This window comes from Aliinostoc maniaoense (genome assembly GCF_058172895.1).
On sequence record NZ_CP187952.1, the window covers coordinates 2,946,165 to 2,960,129 of the forward strand.

Annotated in this window: 13 protein-coding genes; 3 read left to right on the plus strand and 10 right to left on the minus strand. The window is 38.6% G+C overall.

Annotated features, from left to right (window positions below; all coding sequences use genetic code 11):
- Positions 1-48: 48 nt before the first annotated feature.
- The 10 genes from ACPZ3T_RS12955 to ACPZ3T_RS13000 form a co-directional block, all read right to left on the minus strand.
- Entirely contained in the window at positions 49-1,014 is a 966-nt protein-coding gene (locus ACPZ3T_RS12955) for a class I SAM-dependent methyltransferase (protein WP_490276768.1), read from the minus strand.
- A gap of 55 nt (positions 1,015-1,069) precedes the next feature.
- Complete coding sequence (locus ACPZ3T_RS12960; RefSeq protein WP_490276769.1) at positions 1,070-2,032, minus strand: FkbM family methyltransferase; 963 nt, start codon at positions 2,030-2,032, stop codon at positions 1,070-1,072.
- 32 nt (positions 2,033-2,064) lie between these two features.
- Positions 2,065-5,034 (minus strand): glycosyltransferase, encoded by a 2,970-nt coding sequence (locus tag ACPZ3T_RS12965; protein ID WP_490276770.1) that lies wholly within the window; start codon positions 5,032-5,034, stop codon positions 2,065-2,067.
- A 31-nt stretch (positions 5,035-5,065) separates the two neighbouring features.
- A complete protein-coding gene (locus ACPZ3T_RS12970; RefSeq protein WP_490276771.1) occupies positions 5,066-6,046 on the minus strand; it encodes a GHMP family kinase ATP-binding protein in 981 nt (326 codons plus the stop codon).
- Between the two features lie 63 nt (positions 6,047-6,109).
- Positions 6,110-6,247, minus strand: a complete 138-nt coding sequence (locus ACPZ3T_RS12975) for a hypothetical protein (RefSeq protein WP_490276772.1) — start codon at positions 6,245-6,247, stop codon at positions 6,110-6,112.
- Positions 6,244-6,990, minus strand: coding sequence for a sugar phosphate nucleotidyltransferase (locus ACPZ3T_RS12980; RefSeq protein ID WP_490276773.1), 747 nt, complete (start codon positions 6,988-6,990; stop codon positions 6,244-6,246). The genes ACPZ3T_RS12975 and ACPZ3T_RS12980 overlap by 4 nt, the downstream gene beginning before the upstream one ends.
- A 12-nt stretch (positions 6,991-7,002) precedes the next feature.
- Positions 7,003-7,935, minus strand: a complete 933-nt coding sequence (locus tag ACPZ3T_RS12985; protein WP_490276774.1) for an NAD-dependent epimerase/dehydratase family protein — start codon at positions 7,933-7,935, stop codon at positions 7,003-7,005.
- 81 nt (positions 7,936-8,016) lie between these two features.
- Positions 8,017-8,763, minus strand: coding sequence for an ABC transporter ATP-binding protein (locus tag ACPZ3T_RS12990; RefSeq protein ID WP_490276775.1), 747 nt, complete (start codon positions 8,761-8,763; stop codon positions 8,017-8,019).
- Positions 8,764-9,570 (minus strand): ABC transporter permease, encoded by an 807-nt coding sequence (locus ACPZ3T_RS12995; protein WP_490276776.1) that lies wholly within the window; start codon positions 9,568-9,570, stop codon positions 8,764-8,766.
- A gap of 291 nt (positions 9,571-9,861) precedes the next feature.
- Complete coding sequence (locus tag ACPZ3T_RS13000; protein WP_490276777.1) at positions 9,862-10,698, minus strand: Uma2 family endonuclease; 837 nt, start codon at positions 10,696-10,698, stop codon at positions 9,862-9,864.
- Positions 10,699-11,189: 491 nt separating this feature from the next.
- Between ACPZ3T_RS13000 and petP the strand changes: the two genes are divergently transcribed.
- From petP to chlG, 3 genes are all read left to right on the plus strand, one after another.
- Positions 11,190-11,381: a cytochrome b6f subunit PetP gene (gene petP, locus ACPZ3T_RS13005; RefSeq protein ID WP_490276778.1), complete on the plus strand. Its 192-nt coding sequence runs from the start codon at positions 11,190-11,192 to the stop codon at positions 11,379-11,381.
- An 87-nt stretch (positions 11,382-11,468) separates the two neighbouring features.
- A complete protein-coding gene (locus ACPZ3T_RS13010) occupies positions 11,469-12,569 on the plus strand; it encodes a Get3/ArsA fold putative tail anchor-mediating ATPase NosAFP (protein ID WP_490276779.1) in 1,101 nt (366 codons plus the stop codon).
- Positions 12,570-12,853: 284 nt separating this feature from the next.
- Complete coding sequence (gene chlG, locus ACPZ3T_RS13015; RefSeq protein WP_490276780.1) at positions 12,854-13,852, plus strand: chlorophyll synthase ChlG; 999 nt, start codon at positions 12,854-12,856, stop codon at positions 13,850-13,852.
- Positions 13,853-13,965 lie beyond the last annotated feature (113 nt).

Below are 13,965 nucleotides of genomic sequence, written 5' to 3' on the forward strand. Positions count from 1 at the left end.
AATATCGGTTGGCAAGGTATGTTCCCTAACCCGTAAAATTTCTCTTATTCAACCAACGTGTGTAAACCAGAGAGAACCACCAGATAGCCACACATCAGGAGAACCTTGCCAATTTTGAAGAATCGGTGCTATGGCTTGCTTAAATTCAGAGCTATCTGACATAAATCTAGATGGCATTAATATTTTCACCTTATCTCCTGCTCCTAGCAGGTATGCTGCCAAAATATATTGCTCATTCCAATACCAATCACTAAACATTTCTGAATAATCATAAGGCAACACAATATCATGAAAATGAATGACAACACCAGGCTTGAGTTTTGGTAGTACATCAAGCATAAATACAGTCACATCTGAGTTCATAAATGAGCGATGACTGCCATCCATAAACACAATGTCTCCAGGCTCTAAGGCAAAAAACACAGATAAATCCGTAGTTTCTAGCCCTGCTCTAATTACTTCATCGCAGACAGCATCAACAGCAGATCTGGGTTCTGGGTCAATTGAGACTATGCGTGTGGCTAGGTTATGATCGCGTTTAGCTCGTGCCGCAAACAGTGTAGTGACTCCAGATCCAATTTCTAAATAAGTTCGTGGTTTGAGTTCACTTACGAAGTAATAGAGTAAAGCGGTGTCTATTGCATTGATAGCCCCACCAACCCATCCTGGTTCGCCTGGATGCTCATGGGAAAATTGTGGATTAATTTTTAAGAGAAATGGTTGGAGTTTTACCAGTCTGTGAAATATTTCACAATACTCATGATAATTTTTACTAAAAATGTCTATTAAACCTTGATGTGGCTGATGAGTATAACCCCACCTTGGTCGGTAATCACGGGATGGAGGATAGTCTAATTCCATCAAAAATTTACCGGAATGATCATCAATTTTATAGTAACGATTTTGAGATTCTACTAAACTTTTGGTGAGAGTGGTAATCTGCTGAATTTGCTCTTCTAGCTCTGGTAGGTTTAATGCTCTGCGTAGTCGAGTTTTGATCCAGTTTTTTATCATAAAATGTTAATTATAATTAACTAAATTATTGGCATATTGGGTACGGAATATTAACTTACTTAGGTGTACAATAGAGTGCATGGCCTTCCATTTTCATCTTGTATCCTAGAGCAGATAAAAATGGTTCGACTCCCAACAAAGCAGATTCTCCTGTTTTTACATCCTTGTGAATATCAATACAAAGATAGGGTAAAAACTTTTGCAGTGTATTTTTACCGCCATGCAAAGCATAAAGTTCAAACCCTTCAATGTCTATTTTGATTGCTTTAGGTTTAATTCCTTTAGTAGCGATATATTCATCCAGGGTTGTCACATCTACTGCATAACGTAGATGGTTCATTGTGGGATTAATATTTGGTGATGCTAAAGTGGAAGTATCAGAAGCCCAAGATAAATCATTATCTGAAGTATATTCAATAAACTCTGTAGATCCAGGAAAATCAGCTATTGCTGATTTCACCAAAGTGACATTATGAACATGATTTAGTTCTAAGAGTTTTTGGAGATGATTTTGTGCTGTTCTAGATGGTTCAAAAGAATGAACAGAACCTTGTTCACCAACTGCTTTTGATAAAGCTAAAGTAATGATTCCAAAAGCTGCACCCACATCAAGGGCAACATCACCAGGTTGTAAATGAGAACATAACCATTCAGACTGCTGAGACTCAACCCAATAGTTGAGTTTTTGTGTTGCTTGAGGATTTAAACAGTGAGGGCATAAACGCAATAGTTCAACAGGAGCTAACATATTTATGCCATTGATTTGGCAAGTAAATACTGAACCTGGTTGACTCGTGTCTATCAACTCTAGTAAAAATGAACGTATAGTATCCACTTCTAATGGAAGAATATCGAGATGATCTTCGTTATCTTTTCCACTGCTGGATGAATTTTTTAATTTATGGATTGAGCTTCTTAAAGTCAGTGTGTCTACACGGATCTGACGAATAATTTCTTCTAACTCTGGTAGATTTAAAGCTTTGCGTATTCGAGTTTTGATCCAAGTTTTTATGCCCATAACTGCAATATGTTTGTTAATGTTAACTGATTTTAAATATTAGTAAACCACAAAAATGAGTGCTGTTCGTGACGATTATCATTAAAAATTTTATACATAGGTTCGATCGCTTGATGTCCTTGCTCAATTTCTTTAACCAGACGATTTGTGCTAATAACGGTATTAGCAGGTAAAAGTTTAGAAAGCTGTGGTATCCAGTCTAATGATCTATAAGCATCAAGTAACTTTTTAGTTCCTGGCAAATATTTTATTACTGGGGAATCTGGTACTTGTTGTTGTACAAAACGCCCTACATTGTAGGCGTACTCTACATCTGTACTCCAATGCTGACAGTATGATTTGCGATATCTTAAACAGTGATAAAATAATTCCTCTGCTTCTTTAGGATCATGATTAGCAAAAGCATATTCAACTCCTGCTAGAGTACGATGCAAATACCAAGCGCGTAAATCTTCTATCTCTGCTCTAGGATGTTGTGTAGTACGCTCGTCTGGATAGTTACGAAAAACTCCCAAAGTTTGAGGTATCGCTTTAGTCTTAATAAATGGTAGAATCCGACTCTTAAATTCTGTGTCCCCTGCCGCTCTAAAAGTGGCATCATAGAAGCCAAACCTATCATGAATAGACCGACGATAAAGCGCACCTACCCACGATAAGTAACAGGTTTCTAAATAAACTAAATTTTGTTGATAACCTGTGCGGTCATAAACCATCACATCGCTAACCCATGAGCCATGCTGATCAACATTTGTCACTAAACTGTTCGCTTGTACCCAATCTAGTGTCGGATCTGCATCTAATTCTGCTGCTAAGATTTCTAAACACTCAGGCAGTATGGTTTCATCAACACCCAAAAAAGTCAAATATGGTGAGCGAGCAAGGTCTATTCCACGATTCCAAGCACTTTGTATGGTTTCACGTTCAGCACATCGTGCATAAAGAATAGGAATATCTAGAGATTCCATCACCTGCTCGAACACGCGATATTCATCACCAGGAGAACCGCTATCAACCAGAATTACCTCCGCAACACCAGCTTGAATCAAAGTTTGGAGCTTGAGTGTTTGTAAAAATAAAGGGAGTTTTGCAGCAGCATTATACAGTGAAACGATGATTGAAACCCGGTAGCTGGAGGAAGTCCGCCGATCATCGAGGAATTCGTACTCCCACTTTTTGTTAACTTTATTGTCTGCTAGAGCCTGATTAATTATCCCTCGGCAACGTTCGTGCTGATCTGGATATTTGCCATACATAGCTTCAGCCGCTAGTGCTTCCCGACTAAAGCCATTAGCCTGGAGTATAGATACAACATTTGGCAGATCATTAAAATAATCATAGCCAAGCGATCGCATACATCTTATTTGATAAGTTGCTGCAACAATATCATTACCTCTGAGCATCTCTAATCTGGCTATCTCTTTCCAAACTCGGACACGATCAATCCGATGCTCAGATGATAAATTCCAACAATTACTTATCTTGCCATTTAATTCTTGCTCGCTGCTTTCACCTAAATTAAAGATATACTGATAGTTCTTTAGCAATGTAAAGGCTTTTAGCCCTTGGTCTACAATTTTTAGATTCTCATAATTATCATTACTTAAAACAGAACGGAGTTTTTCTTTGATAAATCCTTGAGGATTTAAACTCAAAGACTTGACTTTTCTAAATGTATGCTTAATTTCTGGTTTAAGTTGTTTCTTGATAACACGTAATACATCATTTTTGATATATTTACTTACAACTATACCTCTGCTTTTACCTGTTTTTTGAAGCTTAATTAACTGAGAGTACCAGCACTCTGTTTCCCGACGTGTAGCTTGATTATATTCTGGCTGACTTTCGTATATTGATTCTACAGATAAGCCAGATATTTCTGGTTTAGCCTGAGATAAATATTCAACTAATTGATATCGATGATCATCGTAGTTATCTAACAGAGAAACAATAGCATTAATAGATGAATAAATATTATTTTTATCTATAGTTATCAAAGGTAAATCAGGATATGTTTCCTTCAAAAATGCTACAACCCCTGCCCCAGTACCTATAACTGTTGGGCAACCAGAGAATAAAGATTCCAAAGCAGTTAAATTAAATGTATCATATTTAGAAGGTAAGAAAGTTACAGATTTGCCAGAAAAAATTTGTTCACATAATTGTTCGTGACTCATGGATGACAATAACCTCATATCATCTTTGAGTCTGTTATTAATCATTTGATAAAGCAGTAGTCCTGAACCTAATTCACCTTTATAATCAAAACTATCAGGCCCAATAATATTGGCTGTCTTAAATTTAGAACGAGGTAGCCACCAAGCTAATTCAACAAAACTATCTGGGCCTTTACGCCTTTCAGTCCGACCAACAAAATTTATATCAGGTAACTCATCGTAATTTTTAGCTAACTTCGGTTTAGGTAGCGATATAACCGACAAAGGATTTAAATAATGAGATTTAAGATTGACAATTTTATACCATTCATTCAAATAAGTTTTACTGATACCATAACGGATATCAACCACACTGTATTGTATTTTCTCTTGCCAAACTAAAGTTTGATCAACTTTTCCACCATAAAACCAGTCCATTTGAATAGATGTGGATATATTACCGTGCATTGACAAAGCAATGATCTCAAAATCTACATTATGGTATTCAAGTGCTGGTCGTAACATAGTACCAAATTGTTCATAGTCTGGTATGTCTACAACATCAAAATGCTGTCCAGCAACTGAAGCCGCTATGTTGCTAGTCATGAGAAAGGATCGATAAATCCATTTTGGTGGTGTTAAATCCAGAAACTCTGCATAATCAGCAACATGATATTTTTCCTGATAAACAATGGGATGTGAATTAATAGGGCGATAGTTTTGTAAATCTTCATCGACTATAAAGTAGTAAAAATCAATATGAGGATTTTTTTCAATAAGACTACGATAGAATGTTTGTCCACCACCTATCTTATTAAATAAGTCGAAGTCAACAATTAAAACTTTCATTGGCTCTTTTGTTTACTTAAGTATATATTTTTTAAGAGAAAATTATTTGTGAACCTGGTGCGTTTGTTTTTGCTATTAAAATTTGGTGATTCGCAAAACATTTTTGTAAATTTCCATGAAATTCTGGTGGGGCAAAAAACAGCATAAATCCACCTGCTCCCGCTCCTAGCAATTTACCACCCCAAGCACCTGCTTCTATACCCATCTGATAAATCTTATCGATTTCTGTATTAGAGATTACCCCATCAAGACTACGTTTAGCTAACCATGCACGATGCAGTAATGCACCAAATTCGGCTAGAGGTCTATTGCTAGTTAAGATATCCCAACCTTCATCAACCATATATCTCATCTCTTTTAATGTTGTTGTGTTATCCCCCATCTTTTGTAACTGCTGTGCTACAACATCAGCAGCTTTACGTCTAATACCTGTAAAAACGATAAAAAGATGTTGCTCAAATTCTTGTAAGCGTTGCTGAGATATAGGTACACGGTTAACTATGATGTCATCTTCTGTTCTAAATTCAACTAAATTAAAACCACCAACTGCTGATAAAACTTGATCTTGACAACCTACTTTGTCTTTGACTAAGTTTCGTTCTACATAAATTGCTTCATAAGCTAACTCCATTGGCTTGATAAATTCACCTTTAAAACTATGGAGAGCCTGTAGCAGAGAAACAGTAAATGCTGAAGATGAACCTAAACCAGTAAAAGCTGGTAAATCAGCTACATTATGTAATTCAATATCTTTGTCTAATCCACAAAACTTTAAACATTCACGATAAACACGGTGTTCAATCTCGTCTAAGGTTTTTACCAGTTCAACTTTCCGGTAAGAAAGCCGAATTGAATAATCAAATAAGCGGCTAAGAAATGGACTAGCAGTAATATAGGAAAACTTATCAATAGCTGTGGCTAATACTGCGCCTCCATGTTGGAGAAAATATTCAGGGTAGTCAGTTCCACCACCAAAAAAACTAATCCTAACAGGGGCGCGAGATATGAGCATTTTTAACTCCTATTGTAGCTCTTAGATGTTGTGATTATAAGATTTTTGTAAATTACTATTCAATTACTCTAATTCTTGAATTTGTTGTTTTTGGATTTTAATCTTTTTTTCTAGCTTGTGGTAAGCAGTATCTAAATCTTGGAAAAAGGTTCTTGGTGGATGCGTAATTAACTGTTTGCGAATATAGTATAATTGGGTCATAAATTATTGATAAAATGATTAAAATTCTGTTTAATAAATGATTCAGCTTGTGGTAAAGATTCGGGAGTGCCTATATCTAAAAAGGGAGCATCAGTAATATATACTTGTAAGCAAAATTTTTTGCTCAGTAATAACGGAAATACTTCATTTTCAAAGCTCGAAGGTAAAATATCTGGAAATTCTCTTAGTAAATTATTTTTTAACAAATACACTCCTGCACTTATTATTCCAGCACCAGGACGCTTTTCTGCAAACTTTTCTAGTTCTCCCCACTGATTACATATTAGAGAACCATATCGTGAAGCATCACTCACAGATAAGCCCATAATTACACCACTAGCTTTCGTATCATAAAAGTGGTTACTCATTAATGCCAAATTGGCAAAAACTAGAGAGTCACCATTGACCACTAGCCAAGTATCAGGGGATTCTCCACTTTGTTGTACAGCGTTTAAAAAACCCCCAGCAGTTCCTAGGGGGGAGGTTTCCCGACAGCAAACAATTTGCATACCATCAACAGGTTTTGTTTGGAAATGTTTTTCTATGACATCTCCCAAATAACCTGTTGAAATAATCACTTTTGTAATGCCTTGCGCTTTTAAATAGTGTACAACCCACTCAACAAAAGGCCTACCTGCAACTGATACCATAGGTTTAGGCACACCATCTAATAAGTGCTTGATGCGTGTGCCGTAACCACCAGCTAAAATTACAGCTATGACCTCGTTTGGGGAAAATGACATTTACTTCCTCTACTAGACGTTAGAATACAAGCTGTTGCGTAAGATTGTATAACCTTTAATTAACTCCTGAATACCTCGACTTAAAGACCAATCTGGTTCAAACCCAGTATTTAAAATCCTAGCGTTCGACACTATGTAATCGCGTTTATCGGGATCTTCTCCAATGGGAGCTTCTAGGTAGACAAAGTTAGGCAAATGTTTTTTAATTTCAGCACATAGTTCTAATTTGGATAAATTCGCATCTTCTAATCCTACATTGTATGGTTTACCCTTCATGGTTTCAAAGTTAACAATACCATGTAAAAAAACTTTAGCTACATCACGGATATGAATATAATTTCTCTTAAAATGTCCCTCAAATACTAGCACTGCTCGGTCATGTACAGCGCGATAAACAAAGTCATTCACTAATAGATCAATTCTCATGCGAGGTGACATACCAAAGACAGTCGCTAGTCTAAAGGTAATGCTATTCTCCCTTTCTAAAACGGCTTTTTCTGCTTCTACTTTAGTGACTCCATACAGAGAAATTGGTCGCAAAGGCGTTTCTTCTGTGCAAAATTTTCCAGGCTCACCAATGCCATAACCACTATTTGTCACTGGCATGAGAATTCGTTGTTCTTTGCTAGCCAGCCGACACAACATTTTGACCGCATCTAAGTTAATTGTTTGAGTGCCAATTGCATCATTTTTGCACAAAGGCGCACCTACTAATGCTGCTAAGGGAATGATTACATCGGCATCTTTTAGCAACAACTTGATAGTATTTTCATCTCTGCAATCACCCCTGACTACTTGAAAACCCTCATATTGACAGCAATCAGCCAAGCTATTTTGGTGAAACATGAAATTATCTAAGACAGTCACCTCATAACCATGAGCTAGTAAAGTTGGTGTCAGCACTGACCCAATATAACCTGCTCCTCCAGTAATTAGTATTTTCATCTTCGTCCTTGATTACTCCGGTTGAGATTGTACATTTAAAGAGCTTTGTAGTAAATTTTTTTTAATTTAAAGTTAGATTATTTAAGCGTTACCATCTCTGACCGCTTGTAAATAATAATCTACAGTTTCTTCAGCATTGCCCATAAACTTGATTTGCCCTTTATGCAACCAAATTGCTCGTTTACAGGAATTTCTAATAAACGCTAAATCATGAGATACTGCCAACACTGTCGCATTCCCATCCCAAAAGTTATCAATTCTCTGTTTACATTTATTTTTAAATTTTTCATCTCCTACGGATAGAACTTCATCTAATATTAAAACATCTGGTTGGACATCTGTAGCGATCGCAAATCCTAGCCGAGCCACCATCCCAGATGATAAACCTTTAACTGGTACTAAGGCATAATCTTCTAATTCTGCAAATTCTAATATTGAAGATGCCCTTTGCAGGATTTCTGCTCTAGAAAAACCTAAGAGAACTCCATACAAAACAATATTATCCATGACAGAAATCTCTGAATCAAACCCTGCACCGAGTTCAATTAAAGGGGCAATTTTTCCTCTAACTCTAACTGTACCGCTTGTTGGCTGTAAAATCGCACAAATTATTTTTAGTAGCGTTGATTTACCTGAACCATTTGCACCAATAATTCCTACTTTTTCGCCTGAATTAACAACCAAATCAATCTGATCAAGGACTAATTTGCGTGCAGGCTGACGATACTTACCTTCAATAATTGATAAAACTGTTTTCTTCAAATCATAAGAAAATTCTTCTTGCGTCCGCCGCCATAGTGAAACTTGATCGAGACGAATAACTTCCATCTATAGTAAATCCATAAACTGATGTCGCCACATATGAAAACAAGCCCATCCCAAGGACAAAATTATTATGCCACTCAGTAAAGCCCCCCAAATTAAACTCAGATCAGGTAAATTTCCAGATAAGGTAATTTGACGTAGACTTTCTATAATTGGTGATAGTGGATTTAATCCTAAAAACTGTTTTACCTGGGGAGGGACAATGGCTGCTGGGTAGAATACAGGGCTACTAATCCAAAGGACAAATACAACTAATTCATAGAAATAAGGTAAATCTCTAAAAAACACATACAGCGCACTAACTAGAAATCCTACTCCAGTACAAACTAAAACCAAAGATAGGAAAGGAAAAAGTAGTGCTAGGACGTTGACAAAACTTTTAGAATTAATGAGAGCGATCGCAGCCAATAATGGAAATGCCCCAACTGCAAACTGAAAGATATTGGCTACTACCATTGAGACTGGAAAAACACTGACAGGCAAGCGAATTTTATTTAATAATGCTCCATTACCTACAACACTGGACAAAGCTTGGTTTGTGGAGGCTGAGAAAAAATTAATTACCACCAAGCCAGTGAAGGCAGCTAGCACGTAGTTCAGTATAGAATTGCCGTAATAAGACGCAAATGTTGCACCGAATATCGCACTGTACAGTCCCGTCATAATTAACGGGTTTAATAGTGACCAATATACGCCTAATAAAGAGCCTCGGTAACGCACCTTCAGATTTCGCATGACCAAGACGTGCAGCAACTCCCAGTAGCGGCGCACTTGTAGCCAACTTAAATTCTTTTGATTTGAAAGGGTCATTCGCAAACACCACCACACACCAGACAGTCCATGCGCGCATTTTCCCGTATTAACTAGTACATTGCTGCATAAGACTAACACTAAAAGCATATTTCTCAAACTTTGACTGAGTATAAGTCACATTGATGCAATTCCTGTCTCCAGTCATTAACATACAATACATCCCAACGACTAGTTTCATCAGTTAGTTCCTTAAAACTATTTGCCGAAATTCAATTATTAATTTCTTTAAACATATAAATTGGTAAAAGTCAACTACAATAGCAAATCTCCTCTGTCTATATAGTTTTACTATAGTTTGTCTGGATCAATTCCTTGAGTACGCAAATACTCAGCTAGTCTATCAGCCCGTTGGCGTTCTTGCTCTGCCCGTTGACGTTCTTGTTCTGCCCGTTGACGTTCTTGCTCTGCCCGTTGATGTTCTTGTTCTGCCCGTTGGCGTTCTTGTTCCACCTGTTGACGTTCTTGTTCTACTTTCTCATTGAACGTTGGTAGCCAACCTGCTGCATTATACCACCGCAACCATAAACCATTTGTCTGCTGATAAATACCCTGCCAAAGCCCTAAACCTAACTCTAACTCTTCCAACCAAAATCGCTTTTCTGTTAAAGGTATGGCTTCATAACGCGTACCATTAAGCTGGAACGCTCGCAAATTATTTTCATAGCGATCATAGACAACATAATAAGGAACGCGCAAAATCTGTTCATAAACTTCCCACTTGCTGGGAGGTTTATTTACTTCTCGTAGTGTTGTCCCTAAATCTTCCTGTTCTGTACCTGGGGAAAGTAATTCCACTATTAAAAATGGCGTAACCCCTTCTTGCCAAATGACGTAACTTAAACGTAAGTTTTGCTGTTGACTAGCATTCGGTACTCCTAAAACCATGTACCAATCAGGACGCTTGTACCACAAGGTATGGCGAGGATCATAGTAAAGGTTTAAGTCACTAGCAAGTAAAATTTCCTCTGGGGAATAGTTAGGAGGCTGACAAGTTTCACTTAGCAAATCTGCTTGTATGCAATGAAATTCGTCTGGCAAGCCTGATTCCCCTACTAATTCACTGGGTAAATCATACATCGTTGGCATAGTTTCTTGTGGCGGACGAGGTGGATTAGTTTGATACATGATTACTACCTCAACGATATCAAGTCCCAGTTTTGAGTTAAGTAGAACAGAGTAAATAATTAAAGGTTTTTAGTGAGAACTTTAGTTCTCAAATCAGGACTAAAGTCCTTACTACGAACTCAATCTTAGTATTTTTACATTACTTAACATAGTTCGTTTTTTTCAACTCGTTTTGACTTGAAAAAGGGGTGTAGGGGTGTAGGGGTGTAAGGGTATAGGGGTGTAAGGGAAAGACTTTTTCATGTGTTCTGGTGTATGTAGTTCATGACGGCTACTTAACTGAAACTATTGATTTAATTTTAAGCTTTTGAGTAATACTCACCTAGGAGTTATTTAATTTTGACCTTTTTCCCCCTGCTCCCTTGCCCCCTGCTCCCCTGCTCCCTTGCTCCCTGCTCAAGAGCTTTTTCATTCCCAATCCCCAAATCCTATAACCGATGAGTACCAGATTCGGCTAAACTAAATCTTGGTTTATTGCGTTTTATGTAGGCATGGAAATCGGACAAAAGGTTAAGGTATTTCGTTTGCGCGATCGCGTTTCTGCTCCCATCGCTAAGAAACTAGGTCAAGTTGGGATTATCGAAGGCTACAAAGTCACTGATGGCCGGGGCATTGGGGTAGTGGTGAAGTTTGATGATAATACTTCTACTTGGTTTTTTGAAGATGAAATCAAGGCAGTATAGTCTCAGCAACTCCAGGTAGAAGCTAAGGTTATCTGCCTAGTGCTAAGTTGGAGTTGAAAAAATCGGCGGTAATTGGAAATCAAGATAATGTCCCAGATATTGACATTTTTGGGGGAAAGCAGTGTTGCTCGGACTAAAATAGCGATCGCTGCTGCTAAGTCATTGGCTACTCAAGGTAAGCGGGTACTTCTAGCAGGATTGGCAGAACCTGTATTATCCACGTTGTTAGATCACCCCCTCACGCCCCACCCCCAAGAAATTGCACCTAATCTAGAAGTAGTACAGTTACAAACTTCTGTACTCCTAGAGCAGAATTGGGAAGAATTGAAAAAACTGGAAGGGCAATACCTCAAAACACCTATCATCCAAGATGTCTACGGTCAAGAACTGGTAGTATTACCAGGCATGGATCATGCTCTGGCTCTCAATGCTATCCGTGAATATTATGCCAGTGGTAAGTATGATGCAGTTATCTACAACGGTACAGGTGACGCATCTACCCTGCGAATGTTGGGTTTACCAGAATCTTTGAGCTGGTATGTCCGACGATTTCGCCAATTAGTAGTCAACTCAGATATAGGTAAAAATATTGCAGAATCAGTCTTGGTTCAACCTCTAATTAACAGCCTATTCAATTTCAACCCAGGAGCAGATAACTTTAGTAACCCTATCAATCAATTTAATAATTTCTTAGATAAGGGAAAAGCGGCTCTAGCTGACCCCCAGCACGTAGCCGCTTTCTTAGTAACAACAGCAGACCCCTTGGCAGTGGCTAGCAGTCGTTATTTGTGGGGCAGCGCGCAACAAGTGGGTTTAACAATTGCTGGTGTGATTCAAATCTCTGCTGAAGCCAACACCAATTTAGCAGCAGAATTTACACCCTTAAATGTTACTGTTGTTCCCGACTTGACAAATGGTAATTGGCAACCACTAATTAATGCTTTACCCAATTTTGTCGAGCAAGCACTACAAGCCCCTGCCCCCGTGACTATCGATGTCCACAACCTCCAGGTACGGTTATTTTTACCTGGATTTGATAAAAAACAAGTCAAACTCACCCAGTATGGGCCAGAAGTCACCGTGGAAGCAGGCGACCAACGTCGCAATATCTTCCTTCCACCTGCACTGAGTGGTAGACCGATAACTGGGGCTAAGTTTCAAAATAATTATTTGATCATTTCTTTTTAGGGGATGGGGCATGGGGCATGGGGCATGGGGAGGGAGTGCGGTCTTGGGGTCTCCCCAAGTGGAGCAACTGCCGTCATGGGGCATATAGAAAGTTACGCCTGATGTGAATTAGAAACGCCTCTTATCCCACAAAGGTTTCAAGACTCGCTCAAAATCACAGTTTTGTAAATATCTACGGAATTACAAGCATTTCAAGACTTAATTCACATTAAACGTAAGTTTTAATTCCCAATGCCCAATTCCCAATGCCCAATTCCCAATTCCCAAATTCATAATTAATTCTTATGTCAGAACTAACTCCCATAACTCCCGATGCTAATTCTGAGGCCAGTGACCGCACTGCTAAAACCCGGCAGTTACTGGGAATGAAAGGTGCAGCACCAGGGGAAACCTCGATTTGGAAAATTCGCTTGCAATTAATGAAGCCAATTACCTGGATTCCCTTAATTTGGGGTGTGGTCTGCGGTGCGGCTTCTTCTGGTAACTACACTTGGAGTTTAGAAAATGTCCTGAAAGCTGCTGCTTGTATGTTGCTGTCTGGGCCATTACTGACGGGTTATACTCAAACCCTGAATGATTTTTATGATCGGGAAATTGATGCTATTAATGAACCCTATCGCCCCATACCCTCCGGCGCAATTTCTGTACCCCAGGTAGTGAGTCAGATTATTTTCTTATTTCTGGCTGGTATTGCCTTAGCTTTTGTGTTGGATTTATGGGCAGGACATGAGTTTCCCAATGTCACAGTTTTGGCAATATTTGGTTCTTTTATCGCCTTTATCTACTCCGCACCACCTTTGAAACTCAAACAAAATGGCTGGTTGGGTAACTATGCTTTGGGTGCTAGCTATATTGCTTTACCTTGGTGGGCAGGTCATGCTTTATTTGGCGAACTCAACTGGAAAATCATCGTTCTCACCTTGATTTACAGCTTGGCAGGATTAGGTATTGCCATTGTCAATGATTTTAAGAGTGTAGAAGGCGATCGCCAACTCGGTCTACAATCTTTACCTGTAATGTTCGGTATTGACAAGGCCGCCTGGATTTGTGTGCTGATGATTGATATTTTTCAAGGCTTGATAGCTGCATATCTCGTCACTATCCATGAAAATTTGTATGCAGCAATTTTAGTACTGTTAATCATTCCCCAAATCACGTTCCAGGATATGTACTTCCTGCGCGACCCCTTAAACAATGATGTCAAATACCAAGCCAGCGCACAACCATTCTTGGTTTTAGGGATGTTAGTAGCTGGTTTAGCATTAGGTCACGCGGGAATTTAAGAAGGGGGCAGGGGGCAGGGGGCAGGGGAGACAAGGGAGACAAGGGAGACAAAGGAGACAAGGTAGACAAGGTAGACAAGGTAGACAAGGTAGAGAATAACTCATGCCCCATT